This is a genomic window from Streptomyces zinciresistens K42 (assembly GCF_000225525.1).
Taxonomy (GTDB): Bacteria; Actinomycetota; Actinomycetes; order Streptomycetales; family Streptomycetaceae; genus Streptomyces; species Streptomyces zinciresistens.
In genome coordinates, this window is sequence record NZ_AGBF01000060.1 from 1 (window position 1) to 19,496 (window position 19,496).

Sequence of the window (19,496 nt, forward strand, 5' to 3'; positions counted from 1 at the left end):
GCGCCGGACGCTATCTCGACGCCTACTTCACCCGGCGCGTCACCCTCGGCGGGGACCGCTGCGGCGGCGCGGACCCCGACGGGATGCTGTGCGGCTTCGGCGCGCACGAGGGCCGTACGGTCGCCTACGCCGCGCAGACCGGGACCGCGACCCGCCCCGCCGGGTACCGCACCGCCGCCCGGCTCGTCCGGCTGGCCGACCGGCTCGGCATCCCGGTGCTGACCCTGGTGGACACCCCGGGTGCCGCGAACGACGCGGAGGCGGAGCGGCAGGCGGTGGGGCCGGCCGTCGCCGACCTGTTCGGGGCGATGGCGGCGGCGCGCACCCCGGTCACCAGCCTGCTGATCGGCGAGGGCGGCTCGGGCGGCGCGCTGGCCCTGGCGGCGCCCGGCGCCACCTGGGCCACGCCGGACAGCTACTTCTCGGTGATCGCGCCGGAGCTCGCGGCGGCGATCCTGAAGCGCGGCCCCGACGAGGTGCGGCCCACCGCGGACCAGCTGCGGCTGCGACCGCAGGACCTGGTGGAACTGGGGGTGATCCGGGGCGTCCTGCAAGGCCCCTGACCGGGGCGCGCCCCCCGGGCCCGCACGGCCCTCCTTTACGGGAAGGCCGCCGCTCACACCGTCCCGACACGCCAGCTGACGGCCCATCAGCGGCAGAAACCCCCATTCAGCGGCACCCCGCCCGGCCCCCTCCAGAAGGCGCCCCCCTCGCCGCCCCGCGCACGATGCGAGGGAGGCCGCCGCACCGACGGCCCCCGGCGAGGCCCGCCACCCACCCGGCGGTCCCCCGGTCTGCGCGCTCGGGAGGACCCGCCCATGACCGCCACTCTGGAACAGCTGCGACGCTGCCACTTCGCCGTCGACCTGGGGGCGGCCAGGACGCGCGTCTACGTGAGGGGCGCGGGCCTCGTCGTGGACCAGCCCTCCGCCGCCGCCGTGAACACCCGCACCGGGGCCCTCATCGCGGTCGGCGAGTTCGCGGAGCGGATGACCGGCCGCACCCCGGACTACATCCGTGTCGTACGGCCCGTCTCCGGCGGCACGGTCGTCGACATCGACATGGCCCAGCGGATGCTGCGGCACCTGCTCGGCGACAAGGTGCGCCGCGCCCTGCGCCGCAAGCCGTTCCTGCGGGCCGCGGTCTGCACCCCGCACGACGCCGACCCCCTCGCCCAGCGCGCCGCCATCGAGACCCTGGTCGGGCTGGGCGCCCGGCGCGTCGAACTGGTGGACACGCTGATCGCGGCGGCCGTGGGCTGCGGACTGCCGGTGGAGCAGCCCGAGGCCAGCATGATCATGGTGTGCGGGGCCGCCGCGACCGAGGTCGCCGTGCTCTCCCTCGGCAACATCGTCACCGCCGAGCGGGTCCGCGTCGGCGGCGAGGCCGTGGACCACGCGATCGTGCAGCACCTCAGGCACGAGCACGAGCTGATGCTGCCCAGCCAGAACGTACGGCCCCTGCAACTCGCCCTCTCCGGCAACGGACTCACCGCCCAGGGCCCCGCCTCCACGGAGATCCACGGCCGCGACGTCTGCACCGGCCTCGCCCGCTCGGTCCAGGTCGACACGGCCGCCGTCCGCGACGCCATCCAGACCCCGCTCACGGCCGTCCTCGACAGCATCGGCAAGGTCCTGCGGGACTGCCCGCCCGACCTGGTGGCCGACCTCGCGGACCGCGGGATCATGATGGTCGGCGGCAGCGCGCTGCTGCCCGGCTTCGACGAGATGCTCCGCCAGGCCACCAGCATGCCGGTCCACATCGCCGAACGCCCCGACGTCTGCGCGGTCCAGGGCCTGGGCACGATGCTGGAGGGCAGGATCGAACCCCTGGAACTGGACCCGGCGGCCTGACGCGCGGTCCGCCGTCAGTACGGCAGGATCCGCCCCGAAGGGGTCCGGCGGTCGATCTCGCCGCGGGTGTCGCGGGGCGCGGCGGGCCTGCGGGTGGTGCGCACACGGACGTGGGTCTGGCGGTTCATGACGCCCTCCTCGTGCCTCGGGTCCGTTGCGTCCGGCCTTCGCTCCGCAACCTTTCGGCACATCGTGCCCACCCAGGCACCCGTCATGCCTCGACGGCGGGCCGGCAAGTGCGGGCGGGGCCGGCCGGGGGCCGGGAAGAGGCGCACGCTCGTCAGTGGGCCCGCGACGACCGACCCCGGCCCGGCCCCGCGGACGTGTTCCGGACGGATGCGGGCGACGGGCGCGCCGACGGGCCGCGCTCCGGTCAGGTCCGGTCAGATCAAGTCAGGTCCGGTCCGGTCCGGCCGACAGGGACTCCGATGGGTGTGATCTCGATGGAAGACAAGCAGTGGACCGTACGGATCCGCATCACCGAGGACGGCGGCGACACCCGTGCCGAGGCCGTGCTCGCCGCGGGGGACGCGCCGGCCGTCACCGGCCGGGGCGCCGCCCACCGCAACCCGCTCGACCGGCCCGTGGCGGAGATCGGCGACGAACTGGCCGCGAGCCGGGCCCTGGAGGACCTGGCGACGCGGCTGCGCGCCGTCGCCGCCGACGGCATCGCGGGATCGGCCGGCCCCCTGGACGACGGCGCCTGGGAGCGGCCCTGAACCACCCCTGCGCACCCGGCGTCGGCAGACCCGCGCACCCGGCCGGCCCTGCCCGCCGCCAGCCGGCCCTGCCCGCCGTCAACCGCCCCCGTCTCAGTCCTCCACCCACCCGTACCGCCGCTCCGGCCGTCCCGCGTGGCCGTAGCGGAGGGAGACCTCCGCGCGGCCCGTGACGCTGAAGTGCTCCAGGTAGCGGCGGGCGCTGACGCGTGACACGCCGAGCCGGGCCGCGCACTCGGCGGCGGAGAGGGTGCCGCCGGCCGCGCGCAGCTCCCGTTCGATCAGCTCGGCGGTCTCCACGCTCATGCCCTTGGGCAGGGCGGCCGGCGCGAGGGCCGGGGCCGCTCCGCGCGCCAGGGCCCGGTCCACGTCGGACTGGCCGCTGACGACGGCCGCGTACAGGTTGCTGCGCCGGGCGGCGTACCGCTCCAGCCGGGCCCGCAGGTCCTGCGCGTCGAACGGCTTGAGCAGGTAGTCGACGACGCCCTGGCGCACGGCGCCGCGCACCGCCTCCGCCTCGCGTGCCGCGCTGATCACCATGACGTCGCAGTCGTGCCCGGCGGTGCGCAGCCGGGGGATGACCTCCAGGCCGAACATGTCGGGCAGATAGAGGTCGAGCAGCACCAGGTCGGGCTGGAGCTCGGCGACCGCGGTGAGCGCCTGTTCGCCGCAGTTCGCGGTGCCGACCACCCGGAACCCGTCGACGTCGTCGACGAACCCGCGGTGGATCCGCGCCACCATGAAGTCGTCCTCCACGATCAGCACCTCGGTCATCGCACTGTCTCCGTCGCTCGGTCGGCCGGGCGGCCGACGGACATCCGGGCGGTGAACATGGCGCCCTCGCGCGTGTTGGCCACCGACACCTCACCGCCCCGGCGCTTGCACACCAGCCGGGTCAGCGCCAGGCCGATGCCCCGGTCTCCGCCCTGGGCCGCGGCCTTGGTGGTGAAACCGTGCGAGAACACCTCCTGGGCCAGCTCGGGCGCGACGCCCGGCCCCGAGTCCCGTACGACGATCTCCACGCTGGAGGCGTCCTGGCGCAGTTCGACCTCCACCCAGGCGCCGCGGTCGTCCTCCCCGGCGGGCGGAGCGCCGGTGGCCGCGTCGACGGCGTTGTCCACGAGGTTGCCGAGCACGGTGGCCACGTCCGCGGAGTCGGTCGGCTCCAGCCGGTCCAGGGCGGTGCGTTCGGAGATCAGCAGCCGGACCTTGCGTTCGGCGGCCAGCGCCGACTTGGCCATGAGCAGCGCGGCGACGGCCCGGTCCCGTATCCGGCTGGTGATGCCGAGGTCGAGGGACTCGCGGTGCTTGCGCAGGGCGCGGACGTACTGCACGACCTCCTCGTGCTCGCCGATCTGGATGAGCCCGGAGATGGTGTGCAGCTGGTTGGAGAACTCGTGGGCCTGGGCGCGCAGCAGCTCGGTGGTGCTGCGGAAGGAGCCCAGTTCCCTTTCCAGCTGGGCGAGTTCGGTGCGGTCGCGCAGGGTCGTCACGGAGCCGAGGCGGCGGCCGTCCTTGGTGACGTCCATCCGGTTCATCACCAGCACCCGGCCCCGGCGCACGACGACCTCGTCGCGCCGCGCGAGCGCGCCGGGCCCGCCCTCGGGCGCCGTGCCGGCCAGGACGTCGTAGAGCCGTCCCTCGATCCCGAGGCCGGTCAGGCTCATGCCGACGCAGTGCTCGGGCAGGTCGAGCAGGCGCCGGCCGACGGCGTTCACCAGGGTCAGCCGCTGGTGCGGGTCCAGGGCGACGACGCCCTCGGCGATCCCGAACAGCATCGCCTCGCGGTGTTCGGCGAGCCCGGCGATCTCGCGCGGCTCCATGCCGAAGGTCTGCCGTTTGATCCGCCGGGCCAGCAGCCAGGAGCCGGCCACCCCGAGGACGCTGGCGACGCCCAGGTAGACCAGCAGGTAGGAGGAGGCGCCGACCAGCCGCTGCCAGACGGACGGCGAGGCGCGCCCGATCATCACCGTGCCGAGGTGGTCGCCCGCGGCGGCGCCGAGGACCGGTGCCTGGGCGACCAGTTCGGTGACGCCGCCGACCGGCAGCTCCCCGGACCAGCCGCGGCCCTCGGCGATGCGCGGACCGCCGGTCGGCATCCGGGTGCCGACCAGCGTCGGGTTGGTCGAGGCGACGATCTTCCCCGAGCCGTCGGAGACCGTGGCGGAGGTGACCCCCGACCTGGTCAGCGTGGACTGGAGCTGGGGTGCGAGCATCTCGGCGGGGGCGGGCCGCACGAGCTGGGTGCGCACCAGCGGGTTGCTCGCCATCTCCTCCGCGAGCGCGGTCACCCGGCGTCCCTCGACCCGGTCGAAGGTCGCCTGGGACTGCGCGAGGGAGACGGCGGCCACGGCGGCCAGCACGATGACGACGATGGCGAGCTGCCAGAGCAGCAGCGCGCCCGCGAGCGTCTGGCGTCTGTGGTGCCGTGAGGTCATGACCACTATGAACTCAACCTTCAATGGTCACACAACCGAGACGGGGTGTCTCAGGAACCGCACAATCATGGCGCCGGATCGGGCCGAGCGAAAGAGATGAGCCATGAGAAGTCGACGAGCCGCACTTGTCGCAGCCCTTGCCGCCGTGTCGATGGCCGCGGTCAGCGCCTGCGGCGCCACCGCCGAGAAGGAGGGGTCGGGGGGTTCCGGCGGGTCCGGCAAGCCCGTGACGGGCCTGCGCCTGATGGTCCCCAACACGCCGGGCAGCGGTTACGACCTCACCGCCCGCACCGTCTCCCAGGTCATGCAGGACGCGGGGGTCGCCTCCGGGGTGCAGGTGTTCAACCTGCCCGGCGCCAGCGGCACCGTGGGCCTGCAGCGCCTGGTGAACGAGAAGGGCAACGGCAAGATGGCCATGCAGATGGGCCTGGGTGTCGTCGGTGCCTCGTACACCTCGAAGTCGAAGGCGACCCTGACGGACACCACGCCGGTCGCCCGGCTGATCGAGGAGGCGGGCGCGATCGTCGTGCCGAAGAACTCCCCGTACAAGACGATGGACGACCTCGTCACCGCCTGGAAGAAGAACCCCAAGAAGCTCTCCGTGGGCGGCGGTTCGTCGCTGGGCGGCCCCGACCACCTGCTGCCGATGCAGCTCGCGAAGGCCGTCGGGATCAAGCCGAAGGACGTCAACTACATCTCCTACGACGGCGGCGGCGAACTGCTGCCGGCCGTCCTCGGCAACAAGCTGGCCTTCGGCGCCAGCGGGTACAGCGAGTTCCTCGACCAGATCGAGGCCGGCCAGGTCCGGGTGCTCGCCGTCACCAGCGAGAAGCCCATCGACGCGCTGAAGGACGCGCCCACACTGAAGGACTCCGGCATCGACCTGGTCTTCACCAACTGGCGCGGCATCGTGGCACCGCCCGGCATCAGCGCCGAGCAGAAGAAGACCTGGGTCGACGCGATGACCCGGATGCAGGCGTCGAAGGAGTGGAAGGCGCAGCTCGCGAAGAACGGCTGGGTCGACGCCTTCGCCACCGGCGACGAGTTCGGCACCTTCCTGGCCGAACAGGACAAGGCGGTCGCCGACCTGCTGGCCGAGCTCGGCCTGGCATGAGCTCGCCCGTGAAGGACGAACGAGCCGTGGAGGAGAACCCTCCGCCCCGGGAGGGCGGGGACCGCGCGCAGTACGGCGTGTGCGCGTTCCTCGCCCTGCTGGGCGCCGCGGTGATCGTGGACGCCCTCGGCATCGCGCACGTCACCAGCGGCATCGACCCGGTCGGGCCGCGCGCGGTCCCGCTGATCCTGGGCGGGCTGCTGGTGGTGCTCGCGGTGCTGTACGGCGTGGACGTGGCCCGGGGCGGCCACGGCGAGCCGGAGGCCGGCGAGGACGTGGACCTGTCGGCCGGCAGCGACTGGCGCACGGTCACCCTGCTGGTCGCGGTGTTCCTGGCGAACGCCCTGCTCATCGAGCGCCTGGGCTGGGTGATCAGCGGCGCCCTGCTGTTCTGGGGCACGGCGTTCGCGCTGGGCAACCGGCACTACGTACGCAATCTGCTGATCGCCGTGACGCTGTCCCTGACGACGTTCTACGCGTTCGCGATCGGCCTCGGCGTGAACCTGCCCGCCGGTGTCCTGCAAGGAATCCTGTGAGGCCGCGATGGACAACCTGAACAACCTCATGCAGGGCTTCGCGGACGTCATGGCCCCGATGAACCTGCTGCTCGCCCTGATCGGCGTCGTGATCGGCACCGCGGTGGGCGTCCTGCCGGGCATCGGCCCGGCGATGACGGTGGCGCTGCTGCTGCCGGTGACGTACGGCATGGAGCCGGTGCAGGCGTTCATCATGTTCGCCGGCATCTTCTACGGCGGCATGTACGGCGGCTCGACGACGTCGATCCTGCTGAACACGCCCGGCGAGTCGTCGTCGGTGGTCACCGCCATCGAGGGCAACAAGATGGCCAAGGCGGGCCGCGCGGCGCAGGCCCTGGCCACGGCGGCGATCGGCTCCTTCGTGGCGGGCACCATCGGCACCCTGCTGCTGGTCCTGGTCACCCCGTTCGTCGTGGACTTCGCGGTGAGCCTGGGCGCCCCCGACTACTTCGCGCTGATGCTGCTGTCGTTCATCGCGGTCACCTCCGTGCTCGGCTCCTCGCGCATCCGGGGCTTCATCTCCCTGCTGCTCGGGCTGACGATCGGCCTGGTCGGCATCGACTCGGTCTCCGGGCAGCAGCGGCTCACCCTCGGCATACCGCAGCTGGCCGACGGCATCGACGTCGTGGTGGTGGCCGTCGGCATCTTCGCCGTGGGCGAGGCGCTGTGGGTGGCCGCGCATCTGCGGCGCCGGCCCGCCGAGGTGGTCCCGGTCGGCCGCCCCTGGATGGGCCGGCAGGACTGGCGGCGGTCGTGGCGGCCGTGGCTGCGCGGGACGGCGTTCGGCTTCCCGTTCGGCGCGCTGCCGGCGGGCGGCGCGGAGATCCCGACCTTCCTGTCGTACGCCACGGAGAAGCGGCTGAGCAAGCACCCCGAGGAGTTCGGCAAGGGGGCGATCGAGGGCGTGGCGGGCCCGGAGGCGGCCAACAACGCGTCGGCGGCGGGTACGTTGGTTCCGATGCTGGCGATCGGCCTCCCGACGAACGCGACCGCGGCGGTGATGCTGGCGGCCTTCCAGTCGTACGGCATCCAGCCGGGGCCGCTGCTGTTCGAGCGCGAGGCGAGTCTGGTGTGGGTCCTCATCGCCAGCCTCTTCGTCGGCAACCTGCTGCTGTTGCTGCTGAACCTCCCCCTGGCCCCGGCCTGGGCGAAGCTGCTGCAGATCCCGCGCCCCTACCTGTACGCGGGCATCCTGTTCTTCGCCTCCATGGGCGCCTACGCCGTCAACGCCCAGCCGCTGGACCTGTTCATCCTGCTCCTCCTCGGCCTGCTCGGCTTCGCCATGCGCCGCTTCGGGCTGCCGGTGCTGCCGCTGATCGTCGGGGTGATCCTGGGCCCGCGGGCGGAGCTGCAGGGCAGGCGCTCCCTCCAGCTCTCCGGGGGCGAGCTGTCGGGCCTGCTGGGCGGCCCGGTGTCGTACACGGTCTACGCGGTGATCGCCCTGGTCCTCGTGTGGCCGCTGATAGGCAGGTTCGTCCTGCGTCCGCCGGGCACGCGAAGCACTCCCTGACGATTCTGGAGATTCTGGAGATCGAGATGACCATCCTGGTCGGCTATGTCCCCTCACCCGAGGGCGAGGCTGCCCTGCGCGCGGGGATCGACGAGGCCCGCCGCCGCGGCGAGAGACTGCTCGTCGTGAACACCAGCCGGGGCGACGCCTACGTCGATCCCCGCTTCGCCCAGGAACCCGACCTGACCCAGGTGCGCGACGACCTCGCGGCGCTCGGCGTCGACTTCGACGTGCGCCAGGTGCTGGGCGCCCGGGACGCCGCCGAGGAGATCATCGACCTCGCCGAGACCAAGCAGGTCTCGCTGGTGGTGATCGGACTGCGCCGGCGCAGCGCGGTCGGCAAGCTGATCATGGGTTCGGCGGCCCAGCAGATCCTGCTGGGCGTCGACTGCCCGGTGCTGGCCGTGAAGGCGGCGGACTGAGCATGGCGCTGAAGACCTTCGGCTGGTCGTTCGTCGTGACGGCGGTCGGTCTCGCCTTCGCCGCGTGGCTGTGGGGCTGGCAGGCGTTCGGGATCGTGCTGATCCTCGCGGTCCTGGAGATCTCGCTGTCCTTCGACAACGCGGTCGTCAACGCCGGGGTCCTGAAGCGGATGAATCCGTTCTGGCAGCGGATCTTCCTCACCGTGGGCATCCTGATCGCGGTGTTCGGCATGCGGCTGCTGTTCCCGGTCGTGATCGTCGCCGTCAGCGCCCGGGTCGGGCCCCTGGAGGCGGTCCGCCTCGCCCTGGACGACCCCGCGCGCTACGAGGACCTGGTGACCGACGCCCACCCGTCGATCGCGGCGTTCGGCGGCATGTTCCTGCTCATGATCTTCCTGGACTTCATCCTGGAGGACCGCGAGATCAAGTGGCTCGGCCCGCTGGAGCGGCCCCTCGCCCGGCTCGGCCGGATCGACATGCTGTCGGTGTGCGTCGCGCTGACGGTCCTGCTGGTCTCCGCGCTGACGCTGGCCACCCAGGCGCACGTCAGCACCGGGCAGGCCGACAAGTCCGGCACGGTGCTGCTCTCCGGCATCGCGGGGCTGATCACGTATCTGGCGGTCGGCGGGCTCTCCTCCCATTTCGAGAACCGCATCGAGGCGGAGGAGGAGCAGGAGCACGAGGAGGAGGAGCGGGCTCGCGCGCAGGGGCGGCAGGTCACCGTGGGCACCCTGGCCGGGCGGGCGGCGTTCTTCCTCTTCCTCTACCTGGAGGTCCTGGACGCCTCGTTCTCCTTCGACGGGGTGATCGGCGCCTTCGCCGTCACCAACCACATCTTCTGGATGGCGCTCGGCCTCGGCATCGGCGCGATGTACGTCCGCTCCCTCACGGTGTACCTGGTCCGCCGGGGCACCCTGGACGACTACGTCTATCTGGAGCACGGCGCGCACTACGCCATCGGTGCCCTCGCCACGATCCTGCTGGTCACCATCCGATACCAGATCAACGAGGTCGTCACGGGCCTGATCGGCGTCGTGCTGATCACCGCGGCCTTCCTCTCCTCGGTGCGCCGCAACCGGGCGCTCGCGGCGGCCGGGGCGCACGGGCGCGAGAGCGGGGAGGCCCGTTCGGGGACGTGATTCCGGTCACGTCCGGGGCCCCGCCGCGCGGATCATGCCAGCACGCCGCACTGTGGCGCGGGTGTGATCCGCGCCCCGCGTGGTGTACGACATAGACGTTTTCGTCTGTTCATGGCCAGCTGGATGTGCTTGCCTCGCCCAGAGCACCGCGCGCCGTCCAGCCGATCGCCCTCGTCCGCCCAGGAGCCCCATGCGCCTGCGTGTCCCCTCCGTACCGCCCAAGGCCGTGCTCTCCCGCGTGGCCTCCGCACCGCCCCTCGCCCTGGCGGGCGGCGCCGTCGCCCTGGGCTTCGGCGGCCTGTACCTCGCCGGGCTGCTGCTGACGGGCGGGGACATCGAGGCGGGGACGACGGTGCGCGGCGTGGCCATCGGCGGCCTCAGCCGCGCGGAGGCCGCGCGCAAACTGGAGGACCGGCTGGGCCCTGCCGCCGGACGCGACCTCGCGGTCTCGGTCGGCGGGCGCGAGGGCCGGATCGATCCCCGCCGGCTCGGCCTCGGCTTCGACTACGGCGCGACCGCCGACCGGGCGGCCCGCACCGACGCCGTCGATCCGTTCACCGTGATCGGCGGCCTGTTCACCTCGGGCGGACCGGTCGAACCGGCCGTACGGGTCGACGGCGAACGCGCCGCGGCCACCCTGAAGCGGGTGGCGGAGTCGGCCGACACCCCGGTCCGCGAGGGCGCCGTGACCTTCGAGGACGGGAAGGTCCGCACGGTCGCCCCCCGCACGGGCTACTCCCTGAACACGGACGCGGCGCTCGGCCCGCTGCGCGAAGCCTTCGCGCGGGGCGACGCCGGCGCCGTGACGGCCCTGCCCGCCCGCGCCCGCGAGCCGAAGGTCACCGGGACCGAGCTGCGCCGCGCGGTGCGCGAGTTCGCCGAGCCGGCCATGTCGGCCCCCGTCACCCTGACCGCGGCGGGCCGCCGCTTCACCGTGGAGCCGTCCGTGCTGGGCGGGTACCTGACGCTGCGCGCGGACTCCGCCGGCCGGCTCACCCCGCGGCTGGACAGCAAGGGGCTGCGCGCGGACCGGGCGGTGGACGGCCCGCTGTCCGAGCTGCCCTCGCGGGCCCGCAACGCGCAACTGCGCCTGGTGGGTGACCGGGTCGGCGTGGCCCGGGACGGCCGGCCCGGTCATGTCGTCACCGACAAGGCGCTGGGCAAGGCGGTGCTGCCGCTGCTGACGAGGCGGGGCGCGGCGCGCAGCGGGGTGATCGCCACCCGCGTGGAGGAGCCGCAGGTGACGCGGGCGAACATCGAGCGGCTGGGGCTGCGCGAGCGGATGTCCTCGTTCACCGTCAACTTCGAGCCCGCGCCGTACCGTACGCGCAACATCGGCCGCGCGGTGGAACTGATCGACGGCTCCGTGGTGCTGCCGGGCCGGACCTGGAGCTTCAACCGGACGGTCGGCGAACGCACCAAGGAGAACGGCTTCGTCGACGGGGTGATGATCCTGAACGACGAGTTCACCAAGGCTCCCGGCGGCGGGGTCTCCGCGGTCGCCACGACCGTCTTCAACGCGATGTTCTTCGCGGGCGTCAAACCGGTGGAGTACAGCGCCCACTCGTTCTACATCGAGCGCTATCCCGAGGGCCGCGAGGCGACGGTGGCCTGGGGCAGCCTGGATCTGAAGTTCGCCAACGACTCGGGCAAGGCCCTCTACATCCAGGCCCGCTCGACGGACACCTCGGTCACGATCACCTTCCTCGGCACCCGCAAGTACGACGAGATCGGCTCGGAGAAGGGGCCGCGCTCCAACATCAGGCAGCCGGAGCGCAAGAGGAGTTCGAGCCCGCAGTGCGTGCCGCAGACTCCGCTGGAGGGCTTCGACGTGACCGTGCGGCGGGTCTTCGTCCGCGACGGGGACGTGATCAGACGCGAGCCGTTCCGCACGCGCTACACGCCGCGCGACGAGATCGTCTGCGGCTGAGGCCGCCCGCCCCTGACCGATGGCATCGTTTCTGCACCGAGGGTGCGTGGTGGGGCGGGTGGGACTCGAACCCACGGCCGACGGATTATGAGTCCGCTGCTCTAACCGGCTGAGCTACCGCCCCATAGCGGCGTGTCGCGTACATGTGTGCGCGCCGTCTGCCGCAGCATAGCCGCTCATACGATCTCCTGCCTCGTGTGGTCGACTTCGCCTGCCCCCATGGACTGCCCCCGCGACCTGCGCGGTTCCCGCGCGCGGGGTCCGGACATGAAAAAGGACCCCTTCGGGGGTCCTCGTTCAGCATGCTCCCCCGACTGGACTCGAACCAGTAACCTGCCGGTTAACAGCCGGCTGCTCTGCCAATTGAGCTACGGAGGACCGAGCTCCCCCGACTGGACTCGAACCAGTAACCTGCCGGTTAACAGCCGGCTGCTCTGCCAATTGAGCTACGGAGGAATGCCTCGTTGCATCGAACGTACCTGCCTGGGTATTCGCCAGAGGGCGTGCGCTCGCTGCGACACATACATTAGCGCAAGCAGGGGGGTGCTCCGCCAATCGGTTCCCCCCGGGCGTCGACGCCGCAGGGACCTACAAGGGAAAGGGTGGCCGCCATGCGCTACCGGCTCACGTTCGTCGTCGGACTCGCCGTCGGTTACGTCTTCGGCACACGCGCCGGTCGCGAGCGCTACGAGCAGCTGAAGAAGACCGCCCGCGGGATCTCGCAGAACCCCGCCGTGCGCAACACCGCCGAATCGGCCGCCCAGCAGGGGCGTCACTTCGCGGGCAAGGCGTACCACACGGTCAGCGAGAAGGTCGGCGACCGGGTCCCCGAGTCGGTCAGCCAGCGCGTGCGCGGTCTGCGCGAGCGCAGCGCCCACAACGGCGGCGCGGAGGACGACTGGGGCACCAGCAACACCTGACGCCCCCCGCACGCGCACCGGTCGCGCCGCGCTCCGCGGGGGCGCGGCGCACCGCGTCGCGGGCCGCGCACCACCCGTACCCGAAACCCCACACGTACCCCCACGCCGCCCACTGACCGAGCAAGCGCAACGCTGCGGCACAATTTGGGCCATGGGGATAGTCGCCGGGCTGGACAGTTCGCCCGATTTCACTCGCATCGTCGTCTGCGACACGGACACGGGGGCCGTGCTCAGGCAGGGGTACGCCGCGCACCCGGTGGAGTCGCCGGACGGCGGCCGGCCCTCCGACGTCGATCCGCAGGTCTGGCTGCTCTCCCTCGGTGAGGCGGCGGGCGGCGGGCTTCTCGAAGGCGTGCAGGCCATCGGCGTGTCGGCGCAGCAGAACGCGCTCGTGCCGCTGGACGCCCAGGGCAACACCGTGCGGCCGGCGCTGGTCGGCGGCGACAGGCGGGCCCAGGTCGCGGCGGCCGACCTGGTCGACGCGCTCGGCGGACGCGCGGCGTGGGCGCAGGCCGTGGGCTCCGTGCCGCAGGCCGCGCAGCCGGTGACCAAGCTGCGCTATCTGGCGAAGACCGAACCGGAGAACGCGGCGCGCACCGCCGTCCTGCTCCAGGCGCACGACTGGCTGGTGTGGCAGCTGCTCGGCCGTCCCGTGCGCAGGACCACGGACCGCGGCGGGGCCTCCGGCACCGGCTACTGGTCGGCGGCGGCCGGCTTCTACCGCTCCGACCTCGTGGAGCTGGCGCTCGGCCACCAGGCCATGCTGCCCGAGGTGATCGGGCCCGCGGAGGCGGCCGGTACGACCCCCGAGGGGCTGCTGATCTCGGCCGGGACCGGCGAGACGATGGCCGCCGCGTTCGGGCTCGGGATCGGGCTCGGCGACGCCGTGGTGTCGCTCGGCGCGTCCGGGTCGGTGATGGCCGTGCACCCCGAGGCGCTCGTCGACGGCTCCGGCATGATCACCTCCCTGGCCGACGCGACCGGGATGCACCTGCCCGTCGTCACCACCCTCAACGCGGTGCGCACCCTGCGCGGCACCGCCGAACTCCTCGGCGTCCCCGATCTGGAGACCCTGTCCGACCTCGCGACGAAGTCGACGCCGGGCGCCCACGGGCTCGTCCTGCTCCCCTATCTGGAGGGCGAGCGCACCCCGAACCTGCCGCACACCGCGGGCACCCTGGCGGGGCTGCGGCGGGAGTCGATGCGGCCGGAGCATCTGGCGCGGGCCGCGTTCGAGGGGATGCTGTGCGGGCTCGCGGACGCGCTCGACGTGCTGCGCGGGCGGGGCGTGGAGGTGCGCCGGGTGTTCCTGCTGGGCGCCGTCGCCGAGCTGCCCGCGGTGCAGGCGGCGGCGCCCGCGCTGTTCGGCGCGCAGGTCGTGGTGCCGCAGCCGGCCGACTACGCGGCGCGCGGCGCGGCCCGGCAGGCCGCCTGGGCGCTCGGCGTGTCGCAGGGCTCCCTCGACCCGCGCACCCCGCCCGTCTGGCAGGGCGCCGCGGCCCAGGTCCTGGAGCCCGGCGACGAGCTGGCGGTGGGGCAGGCGGTGCGCCAGCAGTACGTCTCGGTGCGGGAGCAGACTCACCCGGGGGCGTTCCTGCTGTAGGGGCGGGGGCGGTGCCGGGGGGCGCGGACAGGGGCCCTGAAGGTAAGAGACCGGTAGGAAGCGCACCCGGAAGGCCGTACGCGGCGGGCCCGACGGATTAATCGATTGGGGTAACACCGCCGGAGTGTCCGACGATAGGGGCCAGGGGCAACCAATGCGCCCCACCACCCACTCGTCCACTCCGAGAGAAGCAGCGTGCTCATACGACTTCTGCGGACCTACCTCAGGCCCTACCGAAAACCGATCGGCTGGCTGGTGCTGCTGCAGCTCCTGCAGACCTGCGCCACCCTCTACCTGCCCACCCTGAACGCCGACATCATCGACAAGGGTGTCGTCAAGGGCGACACCGGCTACATCCTGTCCTACGGCGCCCTGATGATCGGCATCTCGCTGGTGCAGGTCGTGTGCAACATCGGTGCCGTGTACTACGGCGCCCGGACCGCCTCGGCGCTCGGCCGGGACATGCGGGCCGCCGTCTTCGAGCGGGTGCAGTCCTTCTCGGCGCGCGAGGTCGGCCACTTCGGCGCGCCCTCCCTCATCACCCGGACGACCAACGACGTCCAGCAGGTGCAGATGCTGGCGCTGATGACGTTCACGCTGATGGTGTCCGCGCCCATCATGTGCGTGGGCGGCATCGTGCTGGCCCTGGGCCTGGACGTGCCGCTGTCGGCGGTCCTGGTGGCCGTGGTGCCCGTGCTCGGCATCAGCGTGACGCTGATCGTGCGGCGGCTGCGGCCGCTGTTCCGGACCATGCAGGTGCGCCTGGACACGGTGAACCGGGTGCTGCGCGAGCAGATCACCGGCAACCGGGTGATCCGGGCGTTCGTGCGCGACGAGTACGAGCAGCAGCGCTTCCGGGTGTCGAACACCGAGCTCACCGACGTGGCGATGGGCACCGGGCGGCTGCTCGCGCTGATGTTCCCGATCGTGATGACGGTGGTGAACCTGTCCTCGATCGCGGTGGTGTGGTTCGGTGCCCACCGCATCGACGGCGGCGGCATGCAGATCGGCGATCTGACGGCGTTCCTCGCCTATCTCATGCAGATCGTGATGTCCGTGATGATGGCCACGTTCATGTTCATGATGGTCCCGCGGGCCGAGGTGTGCGCCGAGCGCATCCAGGAGGTCCTGGACACCGCCTCCAGCGTGGTCCCGCCGGCCGTGCCCGTGCGCGAGCTGCGCCGGCACGGGCATCTGGAGATCCGGGGCGCGGGCTTCCGCTATCCGGGGGCCGAGGAGCCGGTGCTGAAGTCGATCGACCTGATCGCGCGTCCGGGCGAGACGACCGCCGTCATCGGCTCGACGGGGAGCGGCAAGTCGACCCTGCTGGGGCTGGTCCCGCGGCTGTTCGACGCGACCGGCGGGCGGGTCCTGGTCGACGGCGAGGACGTCGCCGCGATCGAGCCCGCGCTGCTGGCGCGGACCGTCGGGCTCGTCCCGCAGAAGCCGTACCTGTTCGCGGGGACGGTGGCGACCAATCTGCGCTACGGCAACCCGGACGCCACGGACGAGGATCTGTGGCAGGCGCTGGAGGTGGCGCAGGCCAGGGAGTTCGTCGAGCGGCTGGAGGGCGGGCTCGACGCCCCCGTCGCCCAGGGCGGCACCAACGTGTCGGGCGGTCAGCGGCAGCGGCTGGCGATCGCGCGGACGCTGGTGCAGCGCCCGGAGATCTACCTCTTCGACGACTCCTTCTCCGCCCTCGACTACGCCACCGACGCCGCCCTGCGCGCGGCGCTCGCGCGCGAGACGGCCGAGGCGACCGTCGTCATCGTCGCCCAGCGGGTGGCGACCATCCGCGACGCGGACCGGATCGTCGTCCTCGACGAGGGGCAGGTCGTCGGCACCGGGCGGCACCGCGAGCTGATGGCGGACAACGAGACGTACCGGGAGATCGTGCTCTCCCAGCTGACGGAAGCGGAGGCCGCCTGATGGCCGGGCCCATGGGACGGATGATGGCCGGCGGCGGGCCCGACCAGCGCTCGCTGGACTTCAAGGGGTCCGGCAAGCGGCTGGTCGCGCGGTTCAGGCCCGAACGGCTCACCCTGTACGCGCTGCTGCTCTGCGTGGTGGTGAGCGTGGGCCTCTCGGTCGCCGGGCCGAAGATCCTCGGCGCCGCCACCGACCTGGTCTTCGCGGGCATCGTCGGACGGCAGTTCGCCGCGGGGACGACCAAGGAGCAGGTCCTCGCGGCGATGCGGGAGCGCGGCGACGGCCGGATGGCGGACATGCTGCGCGGCACCGACTTCACGCCCGGCAAGGGCATCGACTTCGGCGCCGTGGGCGAGGTCCTGCTGTTCGCGGTGGGGGTGTTCCTCGTCGCCGGTCTGCTGATGGCGGTGGCGACCCGGCTGGTCAACCGGTCGGTGAACCGCACGATGTACCGGATGCGCGAGGACGTCCAGACGAAGCTGTCGCGGCTGCCGCTGTCGTACTTCGACAAGCGTCAGCGCGGTGAGGTGCTCTCGCGGGCGACCAACGACATCGACAACATCGGGCAGACGCTCCAGCAGTCGATGGGCCAGCTCATCAACTCGGTGCTCACCGTCATCGGTGTGCTCGCGGTGATGTTCTGGGTCTCGTGGCTGCTGGCGCTGGTCGCGCTGGTGACCGTGCCGCTGTCCTTCGTCGTCGCCACCCGGGTGGGCAAGCGGTCGCAGCCGCACTTCGTCCAGCAGTGGCGCTCGACGGGCAAGCTGAACGCGCACGTCGAGGAGATGTACACCGGGCACACCCTGGTGAAGGTGTTCGGCCGGCAGCACGAGTCGGCGCGGCAGTTCGCCGAGCAGAACGACGCGCTGTACGAGGCCGGGTTCAAGGCGCAGTTCAACAGCGGGATCATGCAGCCGCTGATGATGTTCGTGTCGAACCTGAACTACGTGCTGGTCGCGGTGGTCGGCGGCCTGCGGGTCGCGTCGGGCTCGCTGTCGATCGGCGACGTGCAGGCGTTCGTCCAGTACTCGCGGCAGTTCTCGATGCCGCTGACGCAGGTCGCGTCGATGGCGAACCTGGTGCAGTCCGGTGTCGCCTCGGCGGAGCGGGTCTTCGAGCTGCTGGACGCCGAGGAGCAGGGCGCGGACCCGGTGCCGGGCGTGCGGCCGGAGGAGCTGCGGGGCCTGGTGGCGCTGGAGCACGTGTCCTTCCGCTACGACCCGGACAGGCCGCTGATCGAGGATCTGTCGCTGACGGTGGAGCCGGGCCACACGGTCGCCATCGTGGGTCCGACGGGCGCGGGCAAGACGACGCTGGTGAACCTGCTGATGCGGTTCTACGACGTGTCGTCGGGGCGGATCACCCTCGACGGGGTCGACATCGCGCGGATGTCCCGCGACGAACTGCGTTCCGGCATCGGGATGGTGCTCCAGGACACCTGGCTCTTCGGCGGCACGATCGCGGAGAACATCGCGTACGGGGCGGCCGGCGAGGTCACCCGGGGCGAGATCGAGGAGGCCGCGCGGGCCGCCCACGCCGACCGGTTCATCCGTACGCTGCCCGACGGGTACGACACGGTGATCGACGACGAGGGCTCCGGGGTCAGCGCGGGCGAGAAGCAGCTCATCACCATCGCGCGGGCGTTCCTGTCCGACCCGGTGATCCTGGTGCTGGACGAGGCGACGTCCTCGGTCGACACCCGTACCGAGGTGCTGATCCAGAAGGCGATGGCCAAACTGGCGCACGGGCGCACGTCGTTCGTCATCGCGCACCGGCTGTCCACGATCCGTGACGCGGACACCATCCTCGTCATGGAGGGCGGCGCGATCGTCGAACAGGGCGCGCACGGCGACCTGTTGGCGGCCGACGGGGCGTACGCGCGGCTGTACAAGGCGCAGTTCGCGCAGGCCGTGGCCGAGGTCGACTAGCGGGGCACGAGGGGGCCGCTCGTGGCGGGCGAGCGGCCCCGGCTCAGTCCAGGTATCCCCTGAGCTGGTCCGCGAAGGCGTGGTCGCGCAGCTTGTTCAGGGTCTTGGACTCGATCTGGCGGATGCGTTCGCGCGTCACGCCGAAGATGCGGCCTATCTCCTCCAGGGTGCGCGGGCGGCCGTCCGCGAGGCCGTAGCGCAACTGCACGACCTTGCGCTCGCGTTCGCCGAGCGTGGACAGGACCGCTTCGAGGTGTTCGCGCAGCAGCAGGAACGCCGCCGACTCCACGGGGCTGGCCGCGTCGCCGTCCTCGATCAGGTCGCCGAGCGCGACGTCGTCCTCCTCGCCGACCGGGGCGTGCAGCGAGACCGGCTCCTGGGCCAGCCGCAGCACCTCGCTGACCCGCTCGGGCAGCAGGTCGAGGTGGTCGGCGACCTCTTCGTGCGTGGGCTCGTAGCCGCGTTCCTGGAGCATCCGGCGCTGGACGCGGACCACCCGGTTGATCAGCTCGACGACGTGCACCGGCACCCGGATCGTGCGGGCCTGGTCGGCGAGGGCGCGGGACATGGCCTGGCGGATCCACCAGGTGGCGTAGGTGGAGAACTTGTAGCCGCGGGCGTAGTCGAACTTCTCGACGGCCCGGATCAGTCCGAGGTTGCCCTCCTGGACCAGGTCGAGCATGGTCAGGCCGCGGCCGACGTACCGCTTGGCGACGGAGACCACGAGCCGCAGGTTGGCCTCGATCAGCCGCCGCTTGGCCATCCGGCCCATGACGACCAGCCGGTCCAGGTCCAGGGCCAGTTCGCTGTCCAGGTCGGGGGTGCCGCCGAGCTTCTCCTCGGCGAACAGCCCGGCCTCGACCCGGCGGGCGAGTTCGACCTCCTCGGCCGCGGTGAGCAGGGGGATGCGGCCGATCTCCCGCAGGTACTGGCGGAACAGGTCGGAGGAGGGGCCGGCGCCGTCGCTGCGGCCGCGGGCGGGCAGCGGCGCCTCGACGGGCTCCGCGTTCTCGGCGCCCTCCAGCGCGCCCGCGGGCGGTTCGGCCCGCTCGGCCGGGGCTTCCGCCTCCGGGCCGGGGTCCGTCTCCGGGTGGTGGGCGGCGCGGTTCTGCGGGGGCACCGCGCCGCCCACCACCCGGACGTCGGCCTCGCCGGCCGCTGCGGAACCGTCTGCGTCGTTCTGGGTGAGGGTCTGGGTCTGCACGGGGGCGGCCTCCAGGATGATCGCTGCCGAGTCGCACGGCAGCGCTGCTTCGAGAGCGGGGTCGGCGGCCTCGCCGCTGTCCGTCCCGTACGCGATGAGCGGAAGCGCGGGGGTGGGGGACCCGTGGGGGACGGATCGGTCGCGCTCCGAGGACTCAGGCACCGCCACCCAGTGTGGAGTACGACACATCACCGCCACGAGGGGCGTGCGGCGACTTTTTGAGCCCGGTGCGTGACCGGGCGGTTACCCAG

General features: G+C 72.4%; 16 protein-coding genes and 3 tRNA genes. 13 read left to right on the top strand and 6 right to left on the bottom strand.

Going from position 1 to position 19,496, the window contains the following annotated elements; all coding sequences use genetic code 11:
* From SZN_RS18230 to SZN_RS18240, 3 genes are all read left to right on the top strand, one after another.
* Window positions 1-563, top strand: a 563-nt coding sequence (locus SZN_RS18230) for a carboxyl transferase domain-containing protein (RefSeq protein ID WP_007497118.1), incomplete at its 5' end; no start/stop codon positions are given.
* Between the two features lie 255 nt (window positions 564-818).
* On the top strand, window positions 819-1,853 hold the full coding sequence (gene mreB / locus SZN_RS18235; protein WP_007497119.1) for a rod shape-determining protein: 1,035 nt from the start codon (window positions 819-821) through the stop codon (window positions 1,851-1,853).
* A gap of 428 nt (window positions 1,854-2,281) precedes the next feature.
* The gene (locus tag SZN_RS18240) at window positions 2,282-2,572 is read left to right on the top strand and encodes a DUF1876 domain-containing protein (protein WP_007497124.1); all 291 of its coding nucleotides are present in this window, start codon (window positions 2,282-2,284) and stop codon (window positions 2,570-2,572) included.
* 93 nt (window positions 2,573-2,665) lie between these two features.
* Here SZN_RS18240 and SZN_RS18245 read toward each other — a convergent pair whose 3' ends face one another.
* Window positions 2,666-3,346: a response regulator gene (locus SZN_RS18245; protein ID WP_007497126.1), complete on the bottom strand. Its 681-nt coding sequence runs from the start codon at window positions 3,344-3,346 to the stop codon at window positions 2,666-2,668.
* A complete protein-coding gene (locus SZN_RS18250) occupies window positions 3,343-5,010 on the bottom strand; it encodes a sensor histidine kinase (RefSeq protein ID WP_043731553.1) in 1,668 nt (555 codons plus the stop codon). The genes SZN_RS18245 and SZN_RS18250 overlap by 4 nt, the downstream gene beginning before the upstream one ends.
* A gap of 151 nt (window positions 5,011-5,161) precedes the next feature.
* Between SZN_RS18250 and SZN_RS18255 the strand changes: the two genes are divergently transcribed.
* From SZN_RS18255 to SZN_RS18280, 6 genes are all read left to right on the top strand, one after another.
* The gene (locus SZN_RS18255; RefSeq protein WP_208865819.1) at window positions 5,162-6,124 is read left to right on the top strand and encodes a Bug family tripartite tricarboxylate transporter substrate binding protein; all 963 of its coding nucleotides are present in this window, start codon (window positions 5,162-5,164) and stop codon (window positions 6,122-6,124) included.
* A gap of 8 nt (window positions 6,125-6,132) precedes the next feature.
* Window positions 6,133-6,660, top strand: a complete 528-nt coding sequence (locus SZN_RS18260) for a tripartite tricarboxylate transporter TctB family protein (RefSeq protein ID WP_244313382.1) — start codon at window positions 6,133-6,135, stop codon at window positions 6,658-6,660.
* A 7-nt stretch (window positions 6,661-6,667) separates the two neighbouring features.
* Entirely contained in the window at window positions 6,668-8,170 is a 1,503-nt protein-coding gene (locus tag SZN_RS18265) for a tripartite tricarboxylate transporter permease (protein ID WP_007497135.1), read from the top strand.
* A 26-nt stretch (window positions 8,171-8,196) separates the two neighbouring features.
* On the top strand, window positions 8,197-8,592 hold the full coding sequence (locus tag SZN_RS18270; protein WP_007497136.1) for a universal stress protein: 396 nt from the start codon (window positions 8,197-8,199) through the stop codon (window positions 8,590-8,592).
* 2 nt (window positions 8,593-8,594) lie between these two features.
* Window positions 8,595-9,731, top strand: coding sequence for a DUF475 domain-containing protein (locus SZN_RS18275; RefSeq protein WP_007497139.1), 1,137 nt, complete (start codon window positions 8,595-8,597; stop codon window positions 9,729-9,731).
* Window positions 9,732-9,921: 190 nt separating this feature from the next.
* The gene (locus tag SZN_RS18280; RefSeq protein WP_007497141.1) at window positions 9,922-11,661 is read left to right on the top strand and encodes a VanW family protein; all 1,740 of its coding nucleotides are present in this window, start codon (window positions 9,922-9,924) and stop codon (window positions 11,659-11,661) included.
* A 47-nt stretch (window positions 11,662-11,708) separates the two neighbouring features.
* Here SZN_RS18280 and SZN_RS18285 read toward each other — a convergent pair.
* The 3 genes from SZN_RS18285 to SZN_RS18295 all read right to left on the bottom strand — a co-directional run bounded on the left by SZN_RS18285 (window position 11,709) and on the right by SZN_RS18295 (window position 12,117).
* Window positions 11,709-11,785 (bottom strand) — tRNA-Ile (locus SZN_RS18285).
* 181 nt (window positions 11,786-11,966) lie between these two features.
* A tRNA-Asn gene (locus SZN_RS18290) sits at window positions 11,967-12,039 on the bottom strand.
* A 5-nt stretch (window positions 12,040-12,044) separates the two neighbouring features.
* Window positions 12,045-12,117: transfer RNA gene (locus SZN_RS18295), tRNA-Asn, on the bottom strand.
* 155 nt (window positions 12,118-12,272) lie between these two features.
* Between SZN_RS18295 and SZN_RS18300 the strand changes: the two genes are divergently transcribed.
* From SZN_RS18300 to SZN_RS18315, 4 genes are all read left to right on the top strand, one after another.
* Window positions 12,273-12,581: a YtxH domain-containing protein gene (locus SZN_RS18300; RefSeq protein ID WP_007497143.1), complete on the top strand. Its 309-nt coding sequence runs from the start codon at window positions 12,273-12,275 to the stop codon at window positions 12,579-12,581.
* 151 nt (window positions 12,582-12,732) lie between these two features.
* The gene (locus tag SZN_RS18305) at window positions 12,733-14,184 is read left to right on the top strand and encodes an FGGY family carbohydrate kinase (RefSeq protein ID WP_007497145.1); all 1,452 of its coding nucleotides are present in this window, start codon (window positions 12,733-12,735) and stop codon (window positions 14,182-14,184) included.
* Between the two features lie 195 nt (window positions 14,185-14,379).
* Entirely contained in the window at window positions 14,380-16,113 is a 1,734-nt protein-coding gene (locus tag SZN_RS18310; protein ID WP_007497147.1) for an ABC transporter ATP-binding protein, read from the top strand.
* Window positions 16,113-18,041: an ABC transporter ATP-binding protein gene (locus SZN_RS18315; protein WP_007497150.1), complete on the top strand. Its 1,929-nt coding sequence runs from the start codon at window positions 16,113-16,115 to the stop codon at window positions 18,039-18,041. Before SZN_RS18310 ends, SZN_RS18315 begins: the two co-directional genes overlap by 1 nt.
* 43 nt (window positions 18,042-18,084) lie before the next feature.
* Here SZN_RS18315 and SZN_RS18320 read toward each other — a convergent pair whose 3' ends face one another.
* Window positions 18,085-19,407 carry an RNA polymerase sigma factor gene (locus SZN_RS18320; RefSeq protein ID WP_043731562.1) on the bottom strand — a complete coding sequence of 441 codons (1,323 nt, stop codon included), beginning with the start codon at window positions 19,405-19,407 and terminating at the stop codon, window positions 18,085-18,087.
* Between the last annotated feature and the right edge of the window lie 89 nt (window positions 19,408-19,496).

Coding starts and splice junctions, on each gene's coding strand:
- mreB (WP_007497119.1), top strand. CDS start 819: ATGACCGCCACTCTGGAACAGCTGCGACGCTGCCACTTCGCCGTCGAC.
- SZN_RS18250 (WP_043731553.1), bottom strand. CDS start 5,010: ATGACCTCACGGCACCACAGACGCCAGACGCTCGCGGGCGCGCTGCTG.
- SZN_RS18270 (WP_007497136.1), top strand. CDS start 8,197: ATGACCATCCTGGTCGGCTATGTCCCCTCACCCGAGGGCGAGGCTGCC.
- SZN_RS18315 (WP_007497150.1), top strand. CDS start 16,113: ATGGCCGGGCCCATGGGACGGATGATGGCCGGCGGCGGGCCCGACCAG.
- SZN_RS18255 (WP_208865819.1), top strand. CDS start 5,162: ATGGCCGCGGTCAGCGCCTGCGGCGCCACCGCCGAGAAGGAGGGGTCG.
- SZN_RS18240 (WP_007497124.1), top strand. CDS start 2,282: ATGGGTGTGATCTCGATGGAAGACAAGCAGTGGACCGTACGGATCCGC.
- SZN_RS18265 (WP_007497135.1), top strand. CDS start 6,668: ATGGACAACCTGAACAACCTCATGCAGGGCTTCGCGGACGTCATGGCC.
- SZN_RS18275 (WP_007497139.1), top strand. CDS start 8,595: ATGGCGCTGAAGACCTTCGGCTGGTCGTTCGTCGTGACGGCGGTCGGT.
- SZN_RS18245 (WP_007497126.1), bottom strand. CDS start 3,346: ATGACCGAGGTGCTGATCGTGGAGGACGACTTCATGGTGGCGCGGATC.
- SZN_RS18305 (WP_007497145.1), top strand. CDS start 12,733: ATGGGGATAGTCGCCGGGCTGGACAGTTCGCCCGATTTCACTCGCATC.
- SZN_RS18300 (WP_007497143.1), top strand. CDS start 12,273: ATGCGCTACCGGCTCACGTTCGTCGTCGGACTCGCCGTCGGTTACGTC.
- SZN_RS18280 (WP_007497141.1), top strand. CDS start 9,922: ATGCGCCTGCGTGTCCCCTCCGTACCGCCCAAGGCCGTGCTCTCCCGC.